The sequence below is a fragment of the Terrabacter sp. 2YAF2 genome (assembly GCF_052114705.1).
In the GTDB taxonomy this organism is placed as follows: Bacteria; Actinomycetota; Actinomycetes; order Actinomycetales; family Dermatophilaceae; genus Terrabacter.
In genome coordinates this window covers 62,396-87,357 of the sequence record NZ_JBFRFG010000011.1, presented here as the reverse complement: position 1 = coordinate 87,357, position 24,962 = coordinate 62,396, and the positions used below count along the sequence as shown (strand labels likewise).

Annotated in this window: 21 protein-coding genes; 13 read left to right on the top strand and 8 right to left on the bottom strand. The window is 72.5% G+C overall.

Translation table 11 applies throughout. The annotated features are described in order from the left end of the window. The first annotated feature begins 29 nt into the window (after positions 1-29). From AB4030_RS13810 to AB4030_RS13765, 10 genes are all read left to right on the top strand, one after another. Positions 30-785, top strand: a complete 756-nt coding sequence (locus AB4030_RS13810) for a NuoI/complex I 23 kDa subunit family protein (RefSeq protein ID WP_442279777.1) — start codon at positions 30-32, stop codon at positions 783-785. Then, a complete protein-coding gene (locus AB4030_RS13805; RefSeq protein WP_442279776.1) occupies positions 782-1,408 on the top strand; it encodes an NADH-quinone oxidoreductase subunit J family protein in 627 nt (208 codons plus the stop codon). The genes AB4030_RS13810 and AB4030_RS13805 overlap by 4 nt, the downstream gene beginning before the upstream one ends. Beyond that, a complete protein-coding gene (gene nuoK, locus AB4030_RS13800) occupies positions 1,405-1,743 on the top strand; it encodes an NADH-quinone oxidoreductase subunit NuoK (protein WP_442279775.1) in 339 nt (112 codons plus the stop codon). The genes AB4030_RS13805 and nuoK overlap by 4 nt, the downstream gene beginning before the upstream one ends. Then, positions 1,740-3,653, top strand: a complete 1,914-nt coding sequence (locus tag AB4030_RS13795) for an NADH-quinone oxidoreductase subunit 5 family protein (RefSeq protein ID WP_442279774.1) — start codon at positions 1,740-1,742, stop codon at positions 3,651-3,653. Before nuoK ends, AB4030_RS13795 begins: the two co-directional genes overlap by 4 nt. Further along, positions 3,644-5,149: a complex I subunit 4 family protein gene (locus tag AB4030_RS13790; protein WP_442279773.1), complete on the top strand. Its 1,506-nt coding sequence runs from the start codon at positions 3,644-3,646 to the stop codon at positions 5,147-5,149. Before AB4030_RS13795 ends, AB4030_RS13790 begins: the two co-directional genes overlap by 10 nt. Next, positions 5,146-6,750 (top strand): NADH-quinone oxidoreductase subunit N, encoded by a 1,605-nt coding sequence (locus tag AB4030_RS13785; protein WP_442279772.1) that lies wholly within the window; start codon positions 5,146-5,148, stop codon positions 6,748-6,750. Before AB4030_RS13790 ends, AB4030_RS13785 begins: the two co-directional genes overlap by 4 nt. Positions 6,751-6,901: 151 nt before the next feature. Continuing rightward, positions 6,902-7,777, top strand: coding sequence for a zinc metalloprotease HtpX (gene htpX, locus AB4030_RS13780; protein ID WP_442279771.1), 876 nt, complete (start codon positions 6,902-6,904; stop codon positions 7,775-7,777). Positions 7,778-7,848: 71 nt separating this feature from the next. Further along, positions 7,849-10,347 carry an aminopeptidase N gene (gene pepN / locus AB4030_RS13775; RefSeq protein ID WP_442279770.1) on the top strand — a complete coding sequence of 833 codons (2,499 nt, stop codon included), beginning with the start codon at positions 7,849-7,851 and terminating at the stop codon, positions 10,345-10,347. A gap of 4 nt (positions 10,348-10,351) precedes the next feature. After that, positions 10,352-11,197 carry a nucleotidyltransferase domain-containing protein gene (locus tag AB4030_RS13770; protein WP_442279769.1) on the top strand — a complete coding sequence of 282 codons (846 nt, stop codon included), beginning with the start codon at positions 10,352-10,354 and terminating at the stop codon, positions 11,195-11,197. Further along, a complete protein-coding gene (locus tag AB4030_RS13765) occupies positions 11,194-11,724 on the top strand; it encodes a GNAT family N-acetyltransferase (RefSeq protein WP_442279768.1) in 531 nt (176 codons plus the stop codon). Before AB4030_RS13770 ends, AB4030_RS13765 begins: the two co-directional genes overlap by 4 nt. 92 nt (positions 11,725-11,816) lie before the next feature. Here the strand turns inward: AB4030_RS13765 and AB4030_RS13760 are convergent, their stop codons facing one another. Then, positions 11,817-12,218, bottom strand: coding sequence for a VOC family protein (locus AB4030_RS13760; protein WP_442279767.1), 402 nt, complete (start codon positions 12,216-12,218; stop codon positions 11,817-11,819). A 60-nt stretch (positions 12,219-12,278) separates the two neighbouring features. Here AB4030_RS13760 and AB4030_RS13755 point away from each other — a divergent pair, with 60 nt between their 5' ends. Then, positions 12,279-13,001 (top strand): hypothetical protein, encoded by a 723-nt coding sequence (locus tag AB4030_RS13755; RefSeq protein WP_442279766.1) that lies wholly within the window; start codon positions 12,279-12,281, stop codon positions 12,999-13,001. Between the two features lie 53 nt (positions 13,002-13,054). Here the strand turns inward: AB4030_RS13755 and AB4030_RS13750 are convergent, their stop codons facing one another. The 5 genes from AB4030_RS13750 to AB4030_RS13730 form a co-directional block, all read right to left on the bottom strand. Further along, positions 13,055-14,575, bottom strand: a complete 1,521-nt coding sequence (locus tag AB4030_RS13750) for an SDR family NAD(P)-dependent oxidoreductase (protein WP_442279765.1) — start codon at positions 14,573-14,575, stop codon at positions 13,055-13,057. 147 nt (positions 14,576-14,722) lie between these two features. Beyond that, on the bottom strand, positions 14,723-16,012 hold the full coding sequence (locus AB4030_RS13745) for a S1C family serine protease (protein WP_442279764.1): 1,290 nt from the start codon (positions 16,010-16,012) through the stop codon (positions 14,723-14,725). 67 nt (positions 16,013-16,079) lie between these two features. Continuing rightward, on the bottom strand, positions 16,080-17,594 hold the full coding sequence (locus AB4030_RS13740) for a sensor histidine kinase (RefSeq protein WP_442279763.1): 1,515 nt from the start codon (positions 17,592-17,594) through the stop codon (positions 16,080-16,082). A gap of 13 nt (positions 17,595-17,607) precedes the next feature. Next, complete coding sequence (locus tag AB4030_RS13735) at positions 17,608-18,330, bottom strand: response regulator transcription factor (protein ID WP_442279762.1); 723 nt, start codon at positions 18,328-18,330, stop codon at positions 17,608-17,610. Between the two features lie 66 nt (positions 18,331-18,396). Beyond that, complete coding sequence (locus AB4030_RS13730) at positions 18,397-20,049, bottom strand: DNA repair helicase XPB (RefSeq protein WP_442279761.1); 1,653 nt, start codon at positions 20,047-20,049, stop codon at positions 18,397-18,399. A gap of 70 nt (positions 20,050-20,119) precedes the next feature. Between AB4030_RS13730 and AB4030_RS13725 the strand changes: the two genes are divergently transcribed. Beyond that, entirely contained in the window at positions 20,120-21,052 is a 933-nt protein-coding gene (locus AB4030_RS13725; protein WP_442279760.1) for a hydroxymethylglutaryl-CoA lyase, read from the top strand. 79 nt (positions 21,053-21,131) lie between these two features. Here the strand turns inward: AB4030_RS13725 and AB4030_RS13720 are convergent, their stop codons facing one another. After that, positions 21,132-21,506: a DNA polymerase ligase N-terminal domain-containing protein gene (locus AB4030_RS13720; protein WP_442279759.1), complete on the bottom strand. Its 375-nt coding sequence runs from the start codon at positions 21,504-21,506 to the stop codon at positions 21,132-21,134. 6 nt (positions 21,507-21,512) lie between these two features. Further along, positions 21,513-23,774, bottom strand: a complete 2,262-nt coding sequence (locus tag AB4030_RS13715; protein ID WP_442279758.1) for a helicase-associated domain-containing protein — start codon at positions 23,772-23,774, stop codon at positions 21,513-21,515. Between the two features lie 100 nt (positions 23,775-23,874). Here AB4030_RS13715 and AB4030_RS13710 point away from each other — a divergent pair, with 100 nt between their 5' ends. After that, the gene (locus AB4030_RS13710; RefSeq protein ID WP_442279757.1) at positions 23,875-24,816 is read left to right on the top strand and encodes an aldose 1-epimerase family protein; all 942 of its coding nucleotides are present in this window, start codon (positions 23,875-23,877) and stop codon (positions 24,814-24,816) included. Positions 24,817-24,962 lie beyond the last annotated feature (146 nt).

Sequence of the window (24,962 nt, the reverse complement as noted above, 5' to 3'; positions counted from 1 at the left end):
AGAGCGAGTGGAGGAGGGGGTGAGCGGACGTGGGTGACGGCATACTCCCCGGGCTCGTCAAGGGGCTCGCGACGACGGCGAGGTCGCTGACGCGGCACACGCACACGGCTGAGTACCCCGACGTCTCGCCCGCGCTCCCGCCCCGCTCGCGCGGCGTCATCGCGCTCACCGAGGAGAACTGCACCTCGTGCATGCTCTGCGCGCGTGAGTGCCCCGACTGGTGCATCTACATCGACTCGCACAAGGAGGAGCTGCCCCCGACGACGCCGGGAGGCCGGGCCCGCCAGCGCAACGTCCTCGACCGCTTCGCCATCGACTTCTCGCTCTGCATGTACTGCGGCATCTGCATCGAGGTGTGCCCGTTCGACGCGCTCCACTGGAGCCCCGAGTTCGAGTACGCCGAGCTCGACATCCGCGACCTGCTCCACGAGAAGGACCGGCTCGGAGCGTGGATGGCCACCGTCCCGGCGCCGCCTGCGCTCGACCCCGGCAGCGCCGACCCCGCCGAGGTGACCGCAGCCGCGCGGCCCGCCAGGGCAGGCGGCGGAGCGGGTGGTATGCGTGGGGCGGGCGCCGCCGCCCGGCCGACCCGGGTGCGCAAGGAGTCCACCCCGGCCCCGCCCGCGGCCGACCCCACGCGGGTCATGCCCAAGGTGGAGCAGACGTCGCCCGTCGTGCCCGCCGACGGCGCCGAGGCGGAGCAGGCTGCGGAACAGGCTGCGGCGCAGGGGGATTCGACGCAGGTGTTGCCGACGGTGTCCACCGACGACGAGGGCCGCGAGTGACCACCCGCGACATCGTCTTCGTCGCTGTCGGTGCGGTCACTGCGCTCTCGGCCCTGCTGTCGGTGACGACGAAGCACGTCGTCCACGCAGCGCTGTGGCTACTGGTCTCGCTCGGCTCGCTGGCCGGCGCCTACCTCGTGCTCGGCCAGGAGCTCGTCGGTCTGGTCCAGCTGCTCGTCTACGTCGGGGCGATCGTCGTGCTCGTGCTCTTCGCGTTGATGCTGACCCGCGCCCCTATCGGTCCCCACGCCGAGATCGACACGCCGCGCTGGCAGCGGCTCGCCGGCGCGGTGCTCGGGGGCGCGACGACCGCGCTGCTCGCGTCGCTCCTCCTGCCGCTCTTCTCCGGTGCGACGGCGAACCTCGACACCCCGACGACGACCACGCCGCAGGTGGCCCAGGCGGTCTTCGGCACCTGGGTCTGGCCCTTCGAGCTGCTCTCGGTGCTGCTCCTCGTCGCGCTCATCGGCGCCTTCGCGGTGTCGCGCCTGGTCCTCCAACCGGACGGCGACCGGGACAGCCTGGCCGTCACGTCGGCGACGGCATCGGCGACGGCATCGGCGACGGCGTCGATGACGTCGTCCACGTCCACGTCGGCGTCGGCGCCGAGGGGGCGCGGATGATCCACCTCTCGCTCCCGGCTGCCCTCGCCGCCCTGCTCGCCGGCATCGGGGTCTACGGCGTCCTCGCGCGGCGCAACGCCGTCCTCGTCCTCATCGGCGTCGAGCTCATCCTCAACGCCGCCAACCTCCTGCTCGTCACGGCGGGCAGCCGCCCGGGGGCGCCGCTCTCGGCAGGGCCGGTCCTCACCCTCTTCGTCATCACCATCGCCGCCGCCGAGATCACGGTGGCGCTCGCGATCATCCTCGTGATGTTCCGCCGCGCCGATCACATCGACCTCACCGCGGTCCCCGACCTCACCGACGAGCCCGCGCCGGCGGGGGAGGGGGCGTCGTGAGCTGGGTCGTGCGGATGCTCGTCGTGCTCCCGGCCCTCGCCGCTGCCATCGGGCTGCTCGTCGGACGACGGCGAGCCCTCGCGGCCGGAGTGGCCGTCGCCACCTCGGCCTCCGTGGCGGTGCTCGGGCTCATCCAGTGGGTCGCGCCGTCTGGCACTGATGACATCGACACCCTCGGGAGACTCCCGCTCGGCGACCTCTCGGTGCCGTTGCACCTGTGGTCCGACCCGACCTCGGGGCTCGTGTCGTTCGTCGTCGCGCTCGTCGTGCTGGGCATCCAGGTCTTCACGGCGTGGTACCTGCGCGACGACCACCGCTACGGCCGGTTCGCCGCCACCGTCTCGCTCTTCGCGGCCGGCATGCTGCTCCTCGTCCAGGCCGGCGACCTCGTCCTCGTGCTCGTCGGCTGGGAGATCATGGGCTGGTGCTCGTGGCTGCTCATCGGCCACGACAGCGAGCGTCCGGCAGCCCGGCGGGCCGCCTACAAGGCGTTCCTCGTCACCCGGGTGGCCGACATCGGCATGGTCGTCGGCATCGTCGCGCTCTCGGTGCGGGTCCGGTCCACCGACCTCCTGGCGGTGCTCACGGCGACGGGCGACCGCACGCTGCTCACCGTGGGGCTCGTCGGTGTCGTCATCGGTGTCGCCGGCAAGTCGGGTCTCGTGCCGTTCCACGACTGGCTCCCCGACGCGATGGAGGGCCCGACCCCGGCGTCGGCCCTCATCCACGCCGCGACGATGGTCGCGGCCGGCACCTACGTCATCGCGCGCCTCTTTCCGCTCTACGCCGAGAACGACGCAGCGCGGACGCTGCTGGCGATCCTCGCCGCGGTGACGATGGTCTATGCCGCCTTGGTCGCGCTGGCCCAGACCGACCTCAAGCGGATGCTCGCCTACTCGACCCTGAGCCAGATCGCGATCATGCTCTCGGCCCTGGCCGCGGCGCCAGCCGAGCTCGGCCCCGGAGCCGGCATCTCGCACCTCATCGGACACGCGTTCTTCAAGGCGCTGCTCTTCCTCGGCGCCGGCTGGCTCTCGGTGCTCGCCGGCGCGACGGCGCTCGCGGCGCTGCGTGGTCGGCTCCGCCCGACCGGAGCGCTGCGCTGGTCGATGGGCCTCGGGCTGGCCGCGCTGGCCGGGGTGCCGCCGCTCATCGGCTTCTTCACCAAGGACACCGTCATCGACGCCGCCCTCGAGGGCGCGACGAGCGGCGGCGGCTTCCGTGCCTGGCTCGTCGTCGTCGCGCTCTTCGTCACCGTCGTGCTGACCGCGGCCTACTGCACCCGGGCCTGGCTGCTCCTCGACACCCCGGTGGCCGCGACCGGTGGGCTGCCGACCTCTGTGGCCGCCGTCGTCGCCGAGGAGGACGTCGCCGTCGTGACGACCGCCGACACCGCCGACGACGCCGAGATCGAGCGCGTCCACGCGCACGGGCACGCCGCCATCACCCTGCCCGCCGCGCTCGTCGTCTCGGTCCTCGCCGCCCTCACCGTCGTCGGCACCCTGTTCCTCACGAGCCTGCGCGGCGGCCTGCACGTCGGCCTCCTCAGCGCCCTGCTGTCCGTCCTGCTCGTCGCCGGCGCCGCGTATGCCGTGTGGTCCCTCAGCGACCGCGGCCGGGTCGACGTCGCCGACCTCATCCCCGACCACGTGCGGGAGCCGGCGGTGCGTGGGTTCGGCGTCGACACGGCATACGTCGGCGTCGGGCGGGCGGTGACCGCGGTCGCGCGGCTCGTCGTCGCCCTCGACCGTGACGTCGTCGACGCCTACCCACGAGCGACGGCGGTCGTGGCGCGGGCCGCGGGGCGCGCCGGTGAGCGCAGCCACCGCGGCGTGCCGTCCCTGTCGCTGCTCAGCCTGCTCGCGGGCGTCGTGCTCGTCGCGATCCTGGGGGTGACGGCATGGCGCTGACCCTGATGCTCCTGCTGCCGCTGCTCGCGGCGATCGCCCTCATCGCGATCCCCGGTGAGTCCACGGTCGAGCGTGGCATCGCGCTCGGATCGACCGTCGTGACAGCGGTGCTCGCCGTCATCGTCGTCCGGGGACGTGACGAGGTGGACGCGCCGTGGATCCGCTCGCTCGGCGTCCGGTGGCACTTCGGCGTCGACGGCATCTCGGCCGCGCTCGTCCTCCTCACGGCGCTGCTCACCGTCGCCGTCGTCGCGCACGCGCTCTCCGGCCCGATCCCGAAGGGCGGCACGGGCTCGACCTTCCTCGGCTGCATCCTGCTCGTCGAGTCGGGGGCGCTCGCGACGTTCATGGCGCGCGACGCCATCCTCTTCTTCATCGCGTTCGAGGTCGTCCTCGTGCCGATGTGGGTGCTGGTGCGCCGCTTCGGCGACGACCACGTGCCGGACGAGACGCGCGCCGACGCCGCCGGCCGCTTCGTGCTCTTCACCGTGCTCGGCTCGACGCTGATGCTCATCGGCATCCTCTTCCTCGTGCACCAGCAGGGCACGAGCGACCTCATGGTCCTCGCGGACCGCCATGGCGCCGGCCTCTCCCGGTCGCAGCAGGTGGCCATCGCCGCGATCCTGCTGCTCGGGCTCGGGATCAAGGTGCCGCTGTGGCCGCTGCACACGTGGCTGCCCTCGGCGCACACCATCGCGCCGACCGCCGGCTCGGTGCTGCTCGCGGCCGTGCTCCTCAAGATGGGCACCTACGGCATCGTCCGCCTCGCGGTCGCCACGGTGCCCGACGGCGTCGCCGTCCTGAGCCCCGTGCTCGCCCTCCTCGGGGTCGTCGGGATCCTCTGGGGAGGTCTGGCCTGCCTCGTCGAGCGCGACCTCAAGCGCCTCATCGCCTACAGCTCGGTGGCGCACATGGGCTTCGTCGCGCTCGCCATCGCCTCCGGCAGCGAGACCGGACTGCAAGCGGCCCTCTTCGGCAACATCGCGCACGGTGTCGTCGCGGCCCTGCTCTTCTTCGTCGTCGGTGACCTCAAGGAGCAGTGGGGCTCGTCCGACCTCCACGTCGCGCGGGCCGCCCTGCGCGACAAGGCTCCCCGCTTCGGGCTCGCGCTCGTCGTCGGGCTCGCTGCTGCCCTCGGCCTCCCGGGCCTCGTCAGCTTCTGGGGAGAGTTCCTGGCGCTGTATGCCGCGTGGTCGCCCGCGCCCGGCCGTCCCGTCGCGCTCCTGCGCGTTTGTGTCGTGCTCGGCGCCGCCGGCCTGGCGCTCGCGGCGGCCTACGCGCTGCGGGTCGCCCGCATCGTCTGGGCCGGTGAGGGCAGCGACGCCGCGGAGGGCCCCGCTGCCGAGCCGGTCGCCGACGCCCGTGGCTCCCGGTGGGCGGTGGCCATGACCCTCGTCGTCGTCATCGTCGCGCTCGGCGTGCTGCCACAGCTGCTGCTCGGACTGTCCCACGCCGCGACCGCCGGTCTGCTGGCCGGACTCGGGGCGACGCCGTGAAGGGCCTCGCCATCGACTACGCCATCCTGCTGCCGGCGCTCGTGCCGCTCGCCGGTCTCGTGCTCGTGCTCGTCGCCGACCTCGTCAGCCCGCACCTGCGCCGCCTGCCGTATGCCGTCGCCGGGCTCGCCGCCCTCGGGTCGGCGGCCGCGACCGTGCCCGGCCTCGCCGGCGCCACGACGCGCGAGACGTTCTGCCTGACCGGTCGCGCCGCCGGTTCGCTGCCGGCCAGCAGCGGGCTGCCGCAGGTGTGCCTGTGGCAGGCCGACGCCCTCGGCAGCACCCTCCAGCTCGCGGCTGCCCTCTCCGCGGCTGTCTGCATCGCCCTCGCGTGGCCCCGCGCCCGCCGAAGCCGTCCGACCGGCAGCACCCGTGAGCCGGTCGAGGCCGTGCTGCTGCTCGCGGCGCTGTCCGGCACGGTCGTCGTGGCGGCCAGCCGGGACGTCGGCACCTGGCTCGTCGCACTCGAGCTCGCGACCCTGCCCGTCATCGCGCTCGTCGCCCTCTCCGGCCGCCGGTCCGCCGTCGCCGGGGCCACGCAGCTGCTCGTGACCTCGCTCGTCTCCTTCGCCCTGCTCGTGCTCGGGGTGGCCCTGTGGTTCGCCGGGACGGGCAGCCCGTTCCTGACGCCGGACGCGGCGCTGTCGTCCGGTGGTGCGTTCTCGACGGTGGGCGGCGCCTCCGGCGCTGCGTCGGCCGCTGCGTCGGCCGCGGCGTCGGGCGCAGCCGCGGCCTTGCCGTCCGTGTCGGGCGGGGTCGTGGCGCTCGCCACCGTGCTCGTCCTCGCAGGTGTCGGCTTCAAGCTCTCGCTCGTGCCGTTCCACGCGTGGACGCCCACGGCATACGCCGGCTCGTCGGTGCCCGTGGCGACGTTCCTCGCGACGGTGTCCAAGGTGGCCGCGCTCGCCGCCCTGCTCGTCGTGCTGCGTGCGGTGGCCGTCCTCGGCACCCCCGCCGTGCTGTCGGTCGCCGTGCTGTCCGCGCTCAGCATGACGCTCGGCAACGTCATGGCGCTGCGTCAGGACGACGTCGTGCGCCTGCTCGCGTGGTCGACGGTGGCCCAGGCCGGCTGGGTCGTGCTGCCCCTCGTCAGCATCTCCGCGCTCGGGGTCGGGGCCAGCGCCACCTACCTGCTCACCTACGTCGTCGCGACGCTCGTGGCGTTCGCCGTCGTCGCCGTCATGGTGCGCGACCGGCCCGGGCAGGGGCGCTCGATCGCCGACTACGAGGGCCTGTGGCAGCGCAGTCCGTGGCGGGCCGGCGCCCTGGTCCTGGCCCTGACGTCCCTCGCCGGGCTGCCGCCGGGCATCATCGGCCTCGTCGGCAAGATCACGGCCCTGCGACCGGTCGTGGCAGAGGGCTGGATCTGGCTGGCCGTCATCGCGGCGGCCAACGCCGTCATCGGCGTCGCCGTCTACCTCCGATGGCTGCGGGCCGTCATCACCGCGCCCGCCGACGCGGCGGACACCGCGCGTGCTCACGGGGGTGGCGGGGCGCTGGCGCGCCGCCGGCCGGTCATGGTGGCCGGGCTCGTCCTCGCCTCGGCGGTGCTCGTCGTCGTCAGCGTCCAGCCAGACCTGCTGCTGCGCCTGCTGGGCTGACGGCGACCCCGAGGCGATGGGCCTCGGGGTCGTGGTGGTCGGGTTCCTGGCCGGGCTGTGTCACACGATGTCCCGGGCTGCTCCGTGTCACAGCACGCTCCCAGCGACCTCCCAGTGGGAACACCGCCCTCGGGTCGCTCGTTCACCCGACATGCACAACCACTTCAACGGGCTCAAGACGGCCGCCCTCTTCGGCGGCATCTGGGCCCTCCTGCTCGGGATCGGCGCGCTCGTCGGTGGCGGGCGCTTCATCTGGGTCTTCGCGCTGATCGGTGTGGCGACGACCTTCTACGGCTACTGGAACAGCGACAAGCTCGCCATCCGCGCCATGCACGCCTACCCCGTCTCCGAGGCGCAGGCGCCGGTGATGTACCGCATCGTCCGAGAGCTCTCGACCGCCGCCGGCAAGCCGATGCCGCGCCTCTACATCAGCCCCACCCAGGCGCCGAACGCCTTTGCGACCGGGCGCAACCCGCAGAACGCGGCGGTGTGCTGCACCGAGGGCATCCTCGGCCTGCTCGACGAGCGTGAGCTGCGCGGCGTGCTCGGCCACGAGCTGATGCACGTCTACAACCGCGACATCCTCACGAGCTCGGTCGCCGCCGCGATCGCCGGTGTCATCACCTCGATCGGCCAGATGCTGATGTTCACGAGCATGTTCGGTGGCGGCGGCTCCGACGAGGACCGCCCGAACCCGTTCGCGCTGCTCGCGATGAGCCTGCTCGCCCCGATGGCCGCCATGATGATCCAGATGGCGATCAGCCGCACCCGCGAGTACGACGCCGACGAGGACGGCTCGAAGCTCACCGGTGACCCGCTCGCCCTCGCCTCGGCGCTGCGCAAGCTCGAGTCGGGCGTGGCACGCGCCCCGCTCGCGCCGCAGCAGGACATCGTCAACGCGAGCCACATGATGATCGCGAGCCCCTTCCGCGCCCAGGACGTGACGCGCTTCCTCTCGACACACCCGCCGATGGACCAGCGGATCGCCCGCCTGGAGAGCATGGCCGGCGGCCCGCTCCACCGCTGATCCTGCTCAGCGACCGAGCATCCCGGCATCCCGCGCGCCGATGGTGCCGTCGATCTGGCAGGCTCGGCCCCATGCGCAGTCTCACCCTGGCCGAAGCCCGCGAGCGATCCTCGCTGATCACCGTCACGTCGTATGCCGTCGAGCTCGACCTCGACCAGGGCGCGGAGGTCTTCGGCTCCCGCACGGTCGTCCGCTTCGCCTGCGCCGAGCCCGGTGCCGACTCCTGGGTCGACCTGAAGGCCCGGTCCGTCGAGACGGTCTCCCTCAACGGAGCGCCGCTCGACCCGGCGAGCGCCGCAGACGGCCGCCTGGCGCTCACAGGGCTCGCCGCCGACAACGAGCTCGTCGTCGCCGCGACGATGGCCTACAGCCACGACGGGCAGGGCCTGCACCGGGCCACCGACCCCGCCGACGACCTCGACTACGTCTACGGCCACCTCTTCCTCGACGCCGCCCCGAGCGTCTACGCCTGCTTCGACCAGCCCGACCTCAAGGCCCCCTACGACGTCACCGTGCACGCCCCGCTCGACTGGACGGTGCTCGGCAACGGCGCCGCCGAGCAGACGAGCCCCGGCACGTGGACGCTTGCCACGACGAAGCCGCTCGCGACGTACTTCATGACGGTGTGCGCGGGACCCTACGTCTCCGTGCGCGACGAGCATGACGGCATACCCCTGGGTGTCCACGCGCGGGCGTCGCTGCGCGAGCCGCTCGAGCGGCACGCGGCCGAGCTCTTCGACGTCACGAAGCGGTCGTTCGACTACTTCCACGGGCTCTTCGGGATCCGCTACCCGTTCGGGGAGTACCACCAGGTCTTCGTCCCGGAGTTCAACGCCGGCGCGATGGAGAACCCGGGCTGCGTGACCTTCCGGGACCAGTACCTCTACCGGGGTGCCGCGACGCGTGACGAGCTGCTGACGCGTGCCAACACGGTGAGCCACGAGATGTCGCACATGTGGTTCGGCGACATCGTGACGATGAAGTGGTGGGACGACCTCTGGCTCAACGAGTCGTTCGCCGAGTACATGTCGCACCGCTGCCTCGTCGACGCGACCGAGTACACCGATGCGTGGGTCGACTCCTCGATCGTGCGCAAGGTCTGGGGCTACGGCGCGGAGCGCTCCCCGTCCACCCACCCGGTCGCGGGCGTCGAGGCCCTCGACGCGCAGAGCGCGCTGCAGAACTTCGACGGCATCTCGTATGCCAAGGGCGCGGCGACGCTGCGCCAGCTCATCGCGTACGTCGGCGACGACCAGTTCATCGCCGGCGTCCGCGCCTACCTGACCGACAAGTCGTACGGCAACGGCACGCTCGCCGACTTCCTCGGCGCGATCGAGACCGCGAGCGGCAAGGACCTCGAGGCGTGGTCACGCGGATGGCTGCTGACGGCCGATCGCGACACGATCTCGGTCGAGATCGAGGAGCAGGACGGACTCGTCGAGCGCGCCGTCATGAACCGGCAGTCGCCGCCTGACCGCCCCGCCGACCGGCCGCACGCCTTCGACGTCGCCGGGTGGACCGACGGCCGTGAGCTCGGGCGGGTCAGGGCGACGATCACGGCTCCCGAGACGACCCTTGCCGAGCTCGAGGGCACGCCGGAGCCGGCCGTGCTCGTCCCCAACGCCTCGGACCTGACGTGGGCGCGCGTGCGCCTCTCGGACTCGACGGTCGCGGCCCTCCCGACGCAGCTCGCCCAGATCCCCGACGGCCAGGCCCGCGCCGTCGTGTGGTCCTCCCTCATCGACGGCGTGCACGGTGCGACGACCTCGCCCGAGGCGTTCCTCGAGGTGTTCGACGCGGCGTGGCCGCACGAGACGAACTCCTCGATCCTGACTCGGGTCGCGGCATACGCCGAGCACCGCGTCGTGCCGTACTTCGTCCCGCGCGACCAGCAAGAGGCCGCCCTGGCCCGCCTCAACCGGGCCGGGGTGGGGCTGCTCGAGCGCGCGACGGCGGGCACGACCGAGTCCCTCGCGGCGGCCCGTCTCGTCGCCGGCACGAGCGATGACGAGACGCTGCTGCGCGCCTGGGCCGACGGCAAGGGCCTGCCCGCCGGTCTCGAGGAGGACGGCGACTTCCGGTGGATCGTCGTGCGCAACCTGGCCTCACGCGGGCTCATCGACGTCGCTGACATCGACGGCTTCCGCGCCAAGGACGACACCCTGCAGGGCGGCCTCAACGCGCTCCTGTGCCGTGCGAGCCTGCCCCGTGCCGAGGCCAAGGCGTGGGCGTGGGAGCAGCTGACCGGCCGCCAGGGTCGCTCCAACTACGAGATGGTGCACCTGGCCCGCGGCTTCTGGGCTGCCTCCGACGACGCCCTCGTCGCCGACTACGTGCCGCGCTACTTCACCGACGTGCCGGCCATGTCCGCCTGGGTGGGCGAGGATGCCCTCTCGCGCGTCGTCCTCGTCGCCTTCCCGCGGGTCTTCACGGACGAGACGGCGCGCCTCAGCGCCGAGGCCATCTCGCGCGACGACCTGACGCCGGCCGTCCACCGCTCGCTCGTCGACGCGGACGCCGAGCTTCGGGAGGCCCTGGCGTCCCGGGCGACGTTCGCCGCGGCCGTCTGAGCGCATGGCGACCCCGACGCGTGAGGGGCTGCCGGAGGTGGTCGGCACGATCTGCGCGGCCCACGCGGAGATGCTCGACGCGCGGCTGCCGGGACTGCTGGCGGGACTGTACCTCCACGGCTCGATCGGCTTCGACGGCGAGTTCCACGGCGGCAGCGACATCGACTTCGTCGCCGTGACGAGCCGCCGACCCACCGACGACGACATCGAGGTGCTCCGGGACGTGCACGCCGAGATCGGCCGGCGCTGGGCCGAGCCCGACTACGACGGCTTCTACGTTCTCGAGGCCGACCTCGCCGGCTCGCCGGACGTGGTGCCGGACGTCCCCGGCGTGCTGCACCAGTGGTTCGACGTCGGCACCCACGCCGACGTCAAGCACATCACGTGGCGCGAGCTGCGCGACCACGGAATCACCATGCGGGGTAAGGACGTTCGCGACGTCACGATCTGGAGCGACGACGCCGCACTGCACGCCTCCACGCTCGAGAACCTCGAGACGTACTGGCGCTCGCAGCTCGAGGCGATGGAGCACCACCCGCGCGAGGCGTCCCTGCCGCACGCCACCGAGTGGGGTGCCCTCGGGGCGTCACGGCTCGTCCACCTGCTCGTCACCGGGCGGCCCACGTCCAAATCCGGTGCCGGTCGGTGGGCGCTCCGGACCTACCCCCACCACCGCGAGATCCTCGAGGAGGGGCTGCGCGTCCGCGAGCATCCCGACGCGCCGTCGTCGTATGCCGCAGACCCCGGTCGTCGTCGCCGTGACCTCATCGCGTTCATGACGGAGGTCATCGCCGACGGCGTCTCCCGGACGAGCTCCGGGCCCACGGGCCACCCGGGACCGTCGACGTGAACGGCGACGGGGCGAGCCCCTGGGTCATCGAGCTCGCCGTCGTGCGGGACCCGATCTGTGAGGCGCTGCTGCACGACTACTACGTCGACGTCAGCGACCGGTGGTACCAGCACCGGGAGGGGCGCGACTCGACACCGGAGGAGATCGAGACCGGCTTCCCCCAGATGCGCAGCGACGACCTGGCGCCCCCGACGGGGGAGTTCGTCGTGGCCCGGCGCGCTGACGACGACACGGTGCTCGGTGGTTGTGTCGGGTTGCGGCGCCTGAAGGACACTGCGGGACGGCGGGTGGCGGAGCTGCGGCGACTCTACGTGCGCCCTGAGCTCCGAGGGGCCGGGCTCGGGGCGAGCCTCCTTCTGTGCGCGGAGGAGATCGCACGCGTCTGGGGCGTGTCCGCGATGCGCCTCGACACCCGCCTCGACCTCGGCGAGGCCCGGGCGCTCTACCTGCGTCACGGCTGGGTCGAGGTGCCGGCGTTCAGCGAAAACGACTACGCCGAGGTCTGGTACGCCAAGCCCCTCCGGTGATCGGCGGCCAGGTCGAGGAGATCTGCCGGCACCAGGTGCCGAAGGATCTCCACGACCTCGGCCACCGGCCGCTCGGCCCGAACGCTGGAGCGTCAGCGGTTGTAGGCCGTCGTGTGACGTGGCTCGTAGAGCTGGATCTCGTCGGCTCCCGGGACCGCCATCATGACGACGAGGCCGTAGCCGTGGTCGGCGGGGTCGGTCGTGAACACCGCCCCACGCGCGATGAGCTCGTCCATCGTGGCCCGTAGGTCGTCGCACATGAGCGAGATCGCGTGGTGCCGCGGCGCCGACCACGACGACCCCTCCGGTCCGCGCGTCGGGTGCACCCCGAGTTCGCTCGGACCGCTCCTGAAGATGAGCCACGCGTCGGCGTCGCCGCCTCCGTCCGAGCCGGGCTCGTCGGTGACGCACGGCCACTGGAGGACGTCTCGGAAGAAGGCGCGCGTGGCCGTTGCATCGTCGGAGTACACGAGATTGTGGACGGCGGTGATCATGGTCGGGACGCTACGCCCGTAGAAGCCCCCGCGTCAGGTGCCGTGTGGTTCGATGCGCTGGTGGCACCACGGGGTGGTCAGGGCAAGCGGAAGCCTGCGAAGAGGGCGCCGTTCCTGCTCCGCTGCCTCTACCTCTGCATGGTCTTCCGTGCGCCGGCGGAGCACTTCGGCTACGGCCGAGCACTGGCTGTCGCCGGCGTCGTCGCGGCCGGGGTGATCGCGGTTCGAGGCGCCGGAGTCCTCCTCCACGTGCACGACGTCCGACGGTCGGGAGGGAGTCTGACCCCGGGTGCGATCCTGCGGCTGGTCGTGACGATGCCCCCGGTCGTGCTGAGGTCGACGCCGGATGCCCCCGGCCTCCTGTATCGGTGGCGCGGTCACCTGCGCCGAGAAGGTGCCGAGAGACGGGACCTGGAGCACCACCCCGGAGGGCGGGTCACGGTCACCGTGCTCTACAAGGACTCCGAGGGGGACCCGGTGCCACAGGTCCCGGCCTACTGCCCGGGGTCGTTCACGGTGGAGGTCGAAGGCGACGTCCTCATCTCGAACCGCAGCCACCCGCCCCTGCTCGGCGATGCGACCACCTTGTGGTCCACGCTCGTCGCCGACGCCGCCGCGGGCGACCTCACCGTCCTGCGTCGCGAGGGGGACACGTGTGTCGTGGCCCGTGTCGGCTTCCCGCGTGGCGCGAGGTTCGCGATCGTCATGGCCGAGCCGGACTGGGACCTCGTCTTGGCGGCCCACCCCGCTCGGCCCGTGGCAAGTCGGGCGTCCCGGCCCTGACCGTCAGGCCCAGAGGGACACGGAGTCGCGCACGGAGAAGCCCGCGGACACGGTCACCAGGGACTGGGCTCGTAGTCCTTGACGAAGCAGCCGTAGAGGTCCTCGCCGGCCTCGCCGCGCACGATCGGGTCGTAGACGCGGGCTGCGCCGTCGACGAGGTCGAGCGGTGCGTGCCAGCCCTCGGCCGCGATGCGCAGCTTCTCGTCGTGGGGCCGCTCGTCGGTGATCCAGCCGGTGTCGACGGCCGTCATGAGGATGCGGTCGGTCTCGAACATCTCGCCCGCGCTCGTGCGGGTCATCATGTTCAGCGCAGCCTTGGCCATGTTGGTGTGCGGGTGGCCCGGACCCTTGTAGCGGCGGGAGAACTGGCCCTCCATCGCCGACACGTTGACGACGTAGGCCCGTCGCGCACCAGCGGTGACCGCGGCACGCATCGCCGGGCGCAGCCGCGAGACGAGGATGAACGGGGCGGTCGAGTTGCACAGCTGGACCTCGAGCAGCTCGAGCGGGTCGACCTCCTCGACCTTCTGGGTCCACGAGTTGTTGCGCTGGAGGTCGGGCAGCAACCCACCGGCGTCCACGGCGGTGCCCGCCCGGTGGGCCTCGAGGCTGGCGTGTCCGGCCGAGAGGGCCAGGGCTGTCATGGACGCGGCCGTCTGGGCGGCGACGGCGTGCTCGACCGACTCGCCGTCATGGTGCGCCACGGCGTGGTTGCCGAGGGCGCCGGCGATCGAGGCCGGGTGCGCCTCGCTGATCCTGTCGAAGGTCACCATCTCCGGCAGCGCGACACCGTCGGGGAGCGGCGCCGACTCGAGCTCGACGAGGTTGCTGTAGGCACCGGGGGACCGGCGCACCGTCTGCGCGGCGTTGTTGACGAGGATGTCGAGCGGGCCGGCCGCAGTCACCTCGTCGGCGAGGGCGACGACCTGGGTGGGGTCGCGCAGGTCGATGCCGACGATCTTGAGCCGGTGGATCCAGTCGGCGCTGTCCTCCATCGAGGCGAAGCGGCGCATGGCGTCCTTGGGGAAGCGCGTCGTGATCGTCGTGTGCGCGCCGTCGCGCAGCAGGCGCAGCGCGATGTACATCCCGATCTTCGCGCGGCCGCCGGTGAGCAGGGCGCGCTTGCCCGTGAGGTCGGTGCGCTGGTCGCGCTTGGCGTGCGAGCGGGCTGCGCAGTCGGGGCACAGCCAGTGGTAGAACGCGTCGACGAGGGTGTAGTCGCGCTTGCAGATGTAGCAGCCGCGCGGGTTGACGAGCTCACCGGCGAAAGCCCCGGATGCGTTGGAGACCAACGGAATTCCCTTGGTCTCGTCGTCGATCCGCATGGGCGAGCCGGTGGCCGTCGCCTCGATGACCTGCCGGTCGGCCTTGCGCTCGGCCCACGTCTTCGCGTTGCGCCGGTCCTTCTTGAGCCGCTTGTACATCAGGGACGCAGCGCGCTTGAGGGTCTCGAAGTCGGGGTCGTCGATCTCGAGAGAGGGGGCCAGGGCGAGCACCCGCACGGCGGTCGCGACGTCCTCGGGGTCGAGGCGCACGACGGCGGCAGGGTCTTGCTCGATCTCGGTGTCACTCACCGCGCAAGGGTACGCGGGCGGTCGCCCCGCTCCCCAATCCGCCGAACCCGGGAGATGACGGCATACGGTCTCGGGAGCCGGCTTCGCCGGGGTCACGTCCAGGGTCGGGAGACCCTGACCGTGACCCCGGCGAAGTGGGTGGGGCCGTCAGTTCGAGGTCGACGGCTTGGCGGCCAGCGTCACGGGGACGTCCTGGCGTGCGCCGCCGCGGATCACGGTCAGGGTGGCCTTGTCGCCGACGGTCATCTCGCGGATCTGGGCGACGAGCGCCGTCGCGGAGTCGATGCGCTGACCGTCGACGGCGATGATGACGTCGCCGTTCTTGAGGCCGGCGTTCGCGGCGGGCGTGCTGGGGCTGACGGAGACGACCTGCGCGCCGGCGCGCTTCGCGGTGCCGTCCGAGACGACCGCGTCGCGGGTGCTGACGCCGAGGTAGGAGTGCTCGGCCTTGCCGCTCTTGATCAGCTGGTCGGCGATGGACTTCGCCTCCTTGACCGGGATTGCGAATCCGATGCCGATGTTGCCGCTCTGGCTTCCGCCGGAGCTCTGCCCCAGCGAGGCGATCGAGCTGTTGATGCCGATGAGCTCGCCCTTGCCGTTGACGAGCGCGCCGCCGGAGTTGCCGGGGTTGATCGCCGCCGACGTCTGGATGGCGTTCGTCACGACCTCGTCGCCGGACGACTGCTGCTGGCCGAAGGGGGACTGGCTCGGCGTGCCGGTGCTGACCGGGCGGTTGAGGGCCGAGATGATGCCCGTCGTCACGGTGCCCGAGAGGCCGAGTGGGTTGCCGACAGCCATGGCCGGGTCGCCGACCTTGAGCGTCTCGGAGTTGCCGAGGCTGATCGGCGTCAGGTCGCCGGGGCCGTTGGTCAGCTTGATGACGGCGAGGTCGGTCGACGCGTCGGTGCCGACGATCGTCGCGCCGTAGGTGCGGCCGTCGCTCAGGGTCACGGTGATCGCACCGTTGCCCGTGGCGTCACCCACGACGTGGTTGTTCGTCAGGATGTGCCCGCTCTTGTCGAAGACGACTCCCGAGCCGGCGCCCGAGCCCTGCTGGGTCGTCACGTCGATGCTGACGACGCTCGGTGAGACCGCGGCGGACACGGCGGCCCAGTCGGGCGCGGAGGCATTGCCCTGCACGACGGTGGGCGAGCTGTTCTGGTTCGAGTTCGTCGTTGCCGTCGCGGCAGGGGTCGACCCGGTGGCGGTGCTCTGGCCCCCGAGCTGCGTGGCGGCATACGTGCCTCCGCTCGCGAGGACGGCGGCGAGCAGGGCGACCCCGACGGTCTGGCCGAAGCGGTTGTCGCGCTTCGGGGCCGGCCGGCTGCCCTCACCCAGCGGCGGCGTCGGCGGGGCCGGCGGCACGGGGGGTGCGGACTGGCTGTAGTAGCCGCCCTGCGGGATCTGCTGGGTGTGGTCCTCGGGTGCCATGGTCATGGCTCCTCCTCGCTCTGGTCTGTTCCTCCATCAGACCTACCCACCTTTGGACTCGGTTGTGGCATTCCTAGGAATGGGCTGTGCCTTGGGCTGCGCCGTGGTGACGCCGCTCACCCTCCTGGTCCCGGCGGTGAACGGGGAGCTGGACGACGAACGTCGCACCGCCACCGGGCGTCTCGCGCACTCGAACGCTGCCGCCGTGCGCCTCGATGATCGCGTGCACGATCGCGAGCCCGAGACCGTTGCCGCCACCCCTGCCGCGGCTGCGGGAGCGGTCGGCGCGGTAGAAGCGCTCGAAGACGTCCGCGCGTTCGTTGGGTGGTATGCCGTGTCCGTGGTCCCGGACGTGGAGCGCGACGTGGAGCGCGTCCACCCGGCCGGCGAGGATCTCGATCGGGGTGCCGGCCGGGGTGTGCACCCGGGCGTTGGTGACGAGGTTGGTGACGACCTGTCGCAGCTGTTGTTCGTCCGCCTGCAGCTCCGTCGGCTCGATGGGCCCGTTGATGCCGGTGGCGACGATGTGACGGTCGGGCGCGATGGTGCGGGCGTCCTGCGCGGCGTCGGCGGCCAGCACGGCCAGGTCGACGGTCTGGAGCTCGAGCGGGCGCTCGCCGTCGAGACGAGCCAGGGTGAGCAGGTCCTCGACGAGGCCGCTCATCCGGTGGGCCTCGGACTCGATGCGGCCCATCGCGCCGGTCACGGCGTCGGCCGTCGGCAGGGCGCCCTGGCGGTAGAGCTCGGCGTAGCCACCGACGGCGGCCAGCGGCGTGCGCAGCTCGTGTGAGGCGTCGGCGATGAAGCGCCGCATCTTCGCCTCGTTGGCCTCGCGCACGGCGAAGCTCTGCTCGATGCGGGCGAGCATCGCGTTGAGGGAGCGCGACAGGGAGGCCACCTCGTCGTCGGTGTCGGGCACGTCGATGCGCTGGGTCAGGTCGCCCACCGCGATCTGGGCCGCGGTGTCCTCGATGCGGGTCAGGGGCCGGAAGGTCCGGCGTATGAGGAACCAGCCCAGCGCCGCCGTGACGATGAGGGTGATGGCACCGATCCCCGCGGCATAGAGCAGGAACCGGTCGACGGTCCGGTCGAGGGCGCTCAGGGGCAGGGCCAGGACGTAGATCTGGGTGCGCGGCTCGTTGAGCTGGGCCAGGGCGAGCCACTGGGCGTCCCCGCCGGTCGAACCGATGCGGAAGGGGACGTGCCCCGTGACCTTGGGGTCGGAGGCCGTGAGGTTCGGGATCTGGGCCTGGTCCTGCTCGGTGACCGCCTCACCGCGGGAGATGACCGAGCCGGTGCGCACGTCGATGATCCGGGTCGTGAAGCCCGTGGGCAGCTGCGGGCCGGCTGCACTGAGCTCTGCCGGGTCGATGGACGACAGGCTCGCGGCATAGACGCGAAGCTCCTGTTCCGTCTGGTTGAGCAGGTAGACCCGCAGCAGGGCGCTGACGACGAGCGAGGTCACGGCCAGGGCGACGGCGATGAGCCCGAGCGTGACCGCGAGCAGACGCCACCGCAACGGCATCGCCCGCAGCCGGGGCAGCCGCTGCTTCCGGCTGCCCACGAGGACGGCCGGCTCGGCGGTCACGTCGACCATCCGGTCAGGAGGTCGTCAGCTCGGGGGGCACGCGGAGAACGTAACCCACACCGCGCTTGGTGTGGATGAGCGAGGGCCCGTCGGCGTCGATCTTGCGCCGGAGGTAGGAGATGTAGGACTCGACGATGCCGGACTCGCCGCGGAAGTCGTAGTCCCAGACGTGGTCGAGGATCTGCAGCTTCGACAGGACCCGGTTGGGGTTGAGCAGCAGGTAGCGCAGCAGCTTGAACTCGGTGGGGGACAGGTCGATGACGCGACCACCCCGGCGCACCTCGTGGGAGTCCTCGTTGAGCTCGAGGTCGTGGAAGCGCAGCGTCGCGCCGTCGTCGGCCTGACCGCGCGTGCGGCGCAGCACGGCGCGGATGCGGGCGATGACCTCCTCGAGGCTGAAGGGCTTCGTGACGTAGTCGTCACCGCCCACGGTGAGGCCCTGGATCTTGTCGCCCGTCGCGTCGCGCGCGGTGACGAAGACGATCGGCTGCTGGCGCCCGCGGTCACGCAGGCGCCGCGTCACCTCGAAGCCGTCGACGTCGGGGAGCATGACGTCGAGCACGACGAGGTCGGGCTCCGACTCGGCCGCCATGGCGAGGGCGGTGGTGCCGTCGGCGGCCGTCTCGACCTCGAAGCCGGCGAAGCGCAGCGACGTCGCGAGCAGCTCACGGATGTTCGGCTCGTCCTCGACGACGAGCAGGCGGGCCTCTGCGGCCTGTGCTGTCTGGGTGTCCACACCGAACAGTGTCGGCACGTTTGCTGGGAGTTCGCTGGGAGTTGGTCGGATCCTTCGGCCCTCAGCTCAGAGGTCGTCGGCGTCGACGATCCGGTAGGCGTAGCCCTGCTCTGCGAGGAAGCGCTGACGGTGCGCGGCGAAGTCCGCGTCCACGGTGTCGCGGGACACGATGGTGTAGAAGTGCGCGGTGCGCCCGTCTCCCTTGGGCCGCAGGACGCGGCCGAGCCGCTGTGCCTCCTCCTGGCGTGAGCCGAAGGTGCCGCTGATCTGGATCGCGACGCTCGCCTCGGGCAGGTCGATGGAGAAGTTCGCGACCTTGCTGACGACGAGGGTCGTGATCTCACCGGTGCGGAAGGCGTCGTAGAGGCGCTGGCGCTCCTTGACCGTCGTCTCGCCGGTGATCACCTCGGCGCCGAGCCGCTCGGCCACCTCGTGGAGCTGGTCGAGGTACTGCCCGATGACGAGCGTCGGCTCACCGGCGTGCTGCTTCGCGAGCTTCTCGACGACGGGCAGCTTGGCGTCGGAGCACGACGCGAGGCGGTAGCGCTCCTCCGGCTCGCTCACGGCATACGCCATCCGCTGGCCGTCGGGGAGGCTGACCCGGACCTCCACGCAGTCGGCGGGAGCGATGTAGCCCTGGGCCTCGATGTCCTTCCACGGCGCGTCGAACCGCTTCGGGCCGATGAGGCTGAAGACGTCGGCCTCCCGGCCGTCCTCGCGCACGAGTGTCGCCGTCAGGCCGAGCCGGCGGCGTGCCTGCAGGTCGGCCGTCATGCGGAAGATCGGGGCCGGCAGCAGGTGCACCTCGTCGTAGACGACGAGGCCCCAGTCGCGGGCGTCGAGCAGGTCGAGGTGCGCGTAGGCGCCCTTCCGCTTCGTGGTCAGCACCTGGTAGGTCGCGATGGTGACGGGACGGATCTCCTTGCGGGCGCCGGAGTACTCGCCGATCTCGTCCTCGGTCAGCGTCGTGCGCTTGAGCAGCTCGTCCTTCCACTGCCGCGCGCTGACGGTGTTGGTCACGAGGATGAGCGTCGTCGCCTTGGCGGCCGCCATGGCGCCCGCGCCGACGAGCGTCTTGCCCGCGCCGCAGGGGAGCACGACGACGCCGGAACCGCCGTGCCAGAAGCCGTCGACGGCGTGCTGCTGGTAGGGGCGCAGGTGCCAGCCGTCCTGCTTGAGGTCGATCGCGTGCGCCTCGCCGTCGACGTAGCCGGCGAGGTCCTCGGCGGGCCAGCCGATCTTGAGCAGCTCCTGCTTGAGGGTGCCGCGCTCGCTCGGGTGCACGACGACGGCCAGGTCGTCGAGACGCTCGCCGGTCAGAGGCTTGATCTTCTTGTGCCGCAGCACCTCCTCGAGCACCGGGCGGTCCGTCGTGCGCAGCACGAGCCGGGTGCCTTCCTCGGAGTCGGCGAGCCCCTCCTTCTCGAGGGTCAGGCGGCCGTAGCGGGCCATCGTGTCGGCCACGTCGACGAGGAGGGCGTTCGGGACGGCATACCTGCTGTGCGTCATGAGGGCGTCGACGACCTGCTCGGCGTCGTGCCCGGCGGCGCGGGCGTTCCACAGGCCGAGCGGGGTGATGCGGTAGGTGTGCACGTGCTCGGGCGCGCGCTCGAGCTCGGCGAACGGCGCGATGGCACGCCTCGCGGCCTCGGCGGTCGGGTGGTCGACCTCGAGGAGGAGGGTCTTGTCGCTCTGGACGATCAGGGGTCCATCATTCATCGACTCGTCCAACCGTTCGTGGCGTGCGGGTGTTCCCGGGGCGCGAAGTCACGCCTGACAGTATGGGTGCATGCGATCCCCACAGGTCGAGGCGGCGACGGGGCTGCCCCCGAAGGTGACGATCTACGAGGTCGGCCCACGCGACGGGCTGCAGAACGAGAAGACCGTCGTGCCGGCCACGACGAAGGTCGAGTTCATCCGCCGGCTCGAGGCCGCGGGTCTCGGCACCATCGAGACGACGTCCTTCGTGCCGGCGAGGTGGGTCCCGCAGATGGGTGACGCCGAGGAGGTGCTCGCTGCCCTCGGCGCCGACGGGGTCGGCCGGCGGCGACCTGCCCTCGTGCCCAACGAGCGGGGCCTCGACCGCGCCGAGGAGCTCGGGCTCAGGGCGATCGCGATCTTCGGCTCGGCCACCGAGACCTTCGCGCAGAAGAACCTCAACCGCTCCGTCACCGAGCAGTACGCCATGTTCGAGCCGGTCGTGAAGCGCGCCCTCGCAGACGGCATGTGGGTGCGGGCCTACGTCTCGATGTGCTTCGGCGACCCCTGGGAGGGGCCGGTGCCGGTCGAGCAGGTCGTCGACACGGCGGAGCGGCTCATGGACCTCGGCTGCCACGAGCTGAGCCTCGGCGACACGATCGGGGTCGGCACGACCGGCCACGTGCACCGGCTGCTCGAGGCGCTGGATGCGCGGGGGATCGGCACCGACCGGGTCGCCGTGCACTTCCACGACACCTACGGCCAGGCCCTCGCCAACACCATGGCCGCCCTGCGCGACGGCGTCTCGGTCGTCGACGCGTCGGCCGGTGGCCTCGGCGGCTGCCCCTACGCCAAGTCCGCCACGGGCAACCTCGCCACCGAGGACCTCGTCTGGGCGCTGCACGGCGCCGGCGTCGAGACCGGGGTCGACCTCGACGCGCTCGTCGAGACGTCGGTGTGGATGGCGGGGCAGCTCGGCCGGCCCTCGCCGAGCAACGTCGTCCGAGCCCTCGCCGGCGCCTGAACGGTCCGACCGGCCGGAACGAACCGGGTTCTCGGCCCCTGGAGGGGGTTTCCGGCCGTCGCTCCGGCCGAGGTGCCCGTCAGGCGGGCGGCTGGTCCTTGGTGAGGTGGAGCAGCCAGTCGCGGTCGGTGCGGATCAGGGCGTAGCGCCGTGACGCCCCGCGCCCGTGGAGCACGAAGACGATCCGGTGGTCGTCGCGGGACTCCTCCTCCCACCAGCCGGTGTCGGCGACCGACTTGTGCTCGTCGGTGTAGGCGAGATGGTCCATGGCGTGGTCGTCGACCGCGACCGCGAGCCGGTCGTGGCGGCTCGACGTGGGCAGTCCCTTGGGCACCGCCCACGAGCGGAGCACGCCGTCCTCCTCGAGCCGCAGGTCGAAGTGCGGACGCGGCTTGCGGTGGTCGTGGAGCACGTATGCCGGCCGGTGGCCTTCGCGGGATCCCTTGCCTCCCAAGGCCGGTCAGGCCTCGAGCGTCGCGCCGGTGATGCGGTGCACCGAGAAGGACTTCTCGTGCCCCGACTCGTCGGTGGCCCGGACCCGTCCGCCCTCGACCCGCTGTGGGTGGATCAGGTGGCGGCTCGTCGCGCCGTGGCCGTCGGAGTAGCCGATCCACACGCCGTGCCGGTCGGCGACCGCGTCGCGCAGCAGCGACAGCGTCACGACGGGGTCCATCGCCTGGATGCGCGGGCCGGGGCGGCTCTCGTCCTCGACGCGACGCTGGTCGGCCGTCGCCTCGGCTGCGCGCAGCCCGTCGACGAGCGACTGGGTGTAGGGCCGGTCGACGGGAGAGACCATCGGGCCGGGGCCGCGACGGCGAGATCCGGCGCGACGGCGCGGCGTCTCGGCGTGGACGACGGTGCCGTCCTGACCCTCATGCACCGGCGCGAACCCGTTGTCGCGCAGCAGGTCGACGAGCACGCGCGGGTCGGCAGAGGACACGAGCACCGTGGGAGCGAGCCGCCGCAGGCGGAGGGGAGCCAGGTCGCGCGACGCGAGCATCGTGTCGAGCACCGCCTCGTCGTCGGAGCGGATGTAGGCAGCGGCGCCGCCGATGCGGGTCTGGCCGTGCTTGCGGGCGACGTCGGACACGAGGTACTCGAGCGGCTGGGGCACCGGGGTGCGACTCGACCGGCGCACCGTCTCGGTGAAGTCCGCGGCGGTCCACCCGGCGTCGAGCGCCCGGCGCACCGACTCGGGCGTGAACCGGTAGACGGTGGCCCCGCCGCGGGACTCGACGTCGGCGGCGAGGCGCATGAACGAGCCGAGACCGCCGACGAGCGGCCCGGGTGCGACGGCGGTGAGGTCTGCCTGGACGAGGATGTGGTCGACGGGGGAGGGCAGGTGCGTCGCCATGCAGGCCGCGACGTCGTCGAGCGAGTCGGGGGAGGCGAGCAGGGCGCGGCCGGCCTCGGACAGGGCGCCGCGACCGGTCACGCCGAGCCAGTCCGCCTCGCGTAGGACCGCCTCGACGGCTTCGTCGAGCACGGCGGCGGACCGGTTGGGCCGGCGCCAGGCGAGGCGCCCGCGGAGCGAGCCACGGTCGGGCGCGCTGCCCTGCTCGAGCGAGGCGAGCTCGCGCAGCACCTCGCGCCGGATCGCCCGGATCGCGGGCCACTGGACGTCCGGGCCGAGGGCGTTGGCGGGCCCGGTGCCGGTGCTCCGGCGGCCGACGAGGTGGGGTGCTCGGGTCGAGCCGAGCCACGCGAGGGCCAGCGTCGCCCACCGGTGCCCGGCCTCGCTCGAGCTCCACTCGTCGATCTCCGACGTGGGAGCCCACACCGGCACGACCTCGCCGTCGTCGGCGACGAGTCCCGCGGCATACGCCAGCTCGACGACGAAGGCGGTGTGCTCGGGGTCGAGGTCGAGCGTCAGCTGGGTGACCCGGAGGTCACGGACCGACAGGCCACCGGCGCGGAGCACGCGTGGGGGGTCGGCTCCCCAGGCGGCGGCGAGCTCGTCGACGTGCGTCAGGCACTCGCTCGCGGCGCCGCCGGCGGCGCCGTCGACGAGGGTGACCGAACGAGCCTCGATCGCGGGAGGGGTCAGCTCGACGGACCGGTGCAGGCGCCCGTCGCGCAGGACCAGACCGACCTCGCGGGGCATCGCCACCCGGTCGGTCGACACCGGCACGAGGAGGTGGTGCTCGAGCAGCCAGCGCGCGGTCGTGCGCCCGGGCTGCGCGGTCGGCAGGACGCCGAAGGCCGGCCCCCACGTCATCCGTTCGAGCATGGCGCGCGAGTCGTCGGGGGCCTCGGCGATGGTCGCCCGGATGCGGTCCGGGTCGGCGTGCTCGGGCGGCGCCGACGGTCGCAGCTCGTGCATCGGTGCGCCCAGGCCCGCCACGGTCGTGCCGAGCACCTCGGGAACGGTGCGAACGACGTGGTCGCCGTCGGCGCCGCGCCAGAGGAGGGCGGCGCGCCAGAGGTCCTGCACAATGGTGTCGACGGTCGTGGCGTCGTCGGTGCCGAGCAGGTGCAGCAGCACGCTGCGGTCGGCGGCGTCGCCGGCGACCACGATGGACTCGAGCACCTGGAGGTGGCCGCGGTCGAGGGCCTCGACGGCCCGTTGCACGCTGGCCCGGGTCCCCGCGCGGGCCGCGAGGCTCGTCAGGTCGGCCGGCGCCGGGCGCGCGAGATCCGGGCGCGCGAGCACGAGGTCGATGAGCTCTGCGTCGCTGCGACCGCGGATGTCGTCGGCGAGGCTCCGGCTCGGGGTGGCCATCCGCCCAACCTACTGCCCTGGCACCCGCCACCCGCCACCCGGCGCCCGTATGCCGTGGGCCTCCGCTCGCGGTGCCGGATCGCCCGCTAGCGTTGCCCCCATGAGCGCGCTCTCACCGGCCCCGGGCGCCGAGCCCGCACCGGCACACCCGACCGGCGAGCAGTGGACCATCGGCCACGGACCGTTCGAGGCGACCGTCGTCGAGGTCGGCGGCGGCCTGCGCACCCTGACCCGTGACGGCGTCGACCTCGTCGCGGGGTATGCCGCCGACGAGACGTGCGCCTCCGGTCGTGGGCAGCAGCTGATGCCCTGGCCCAACCGGATCCGCGACGGCCGCTACACCTTCGGCGGCACCGAGCACCAGCTGTCGGTGACCGAGGTCCCGCGCGGCAACGCCAGCCACGGCCTCGTGCGCTGGGCACTGTGGGAGCTCGTCGAGCTCGAGGACGACCGCGTCACGGTCGGCTACCGCCTGCACCCGCAGCCCGGCTGGGACCACTTCCTCGACCTCCGCACCTCCTACCTGCTCGACGACTCGGGTCTCGTCGTCACGACGGCCGCGCGCAACGTCGGGCCGGCCGCCGCCCCCTTCGGCTACGGCGCGCATCCCTACCTCGCCATCGGTGACACGCAGCTGGTCGACGTCGAGCTGCGCATCCCGGCCGCGACCTGGGTCGAGGTCGACGAGCGACTGCTCCCCGCGGCGACGCATCCGGTCGACGGCGGGCCGTTCGACTTCCGGGTGGCGCACCGCGTCGACAGCGCCCGTCTCGACACCGCCTACACCGACGTCGTGCGCGACGCGGACGGCCTGTGGCGCTGCACCGTGGCGGCCGCCGATCGCGCGACGACCCTGTGGGCCGACGCAGCCTTCCCGTGGCTGCAGGTCTTCACGGCCATCGCCGAGGACCGCAAGGGCGAGGTCGGCATCGCCGTCGAGCCCATGAGCTGTCCCGCCGACGCCTTCAACTCGGGTGACGGGCTCGTCGTCCTCGAGCCGGGCGAGGAGTGGACGGGCACCTGGGGCATCAGCCCCGCCTGAGGCGCCCGGCGACTCGCGGTGCGGGTGGTGCCGGGCCCCGCCGGACCGGGCAATCCCGTTGCGGTGAGCCGTTAGGGTGGGAACAGAGCGCAAGGAGCGCCATCGAGTCGCGCCGTCGCACGGCCGACCCAGATCTGAACGAGGTG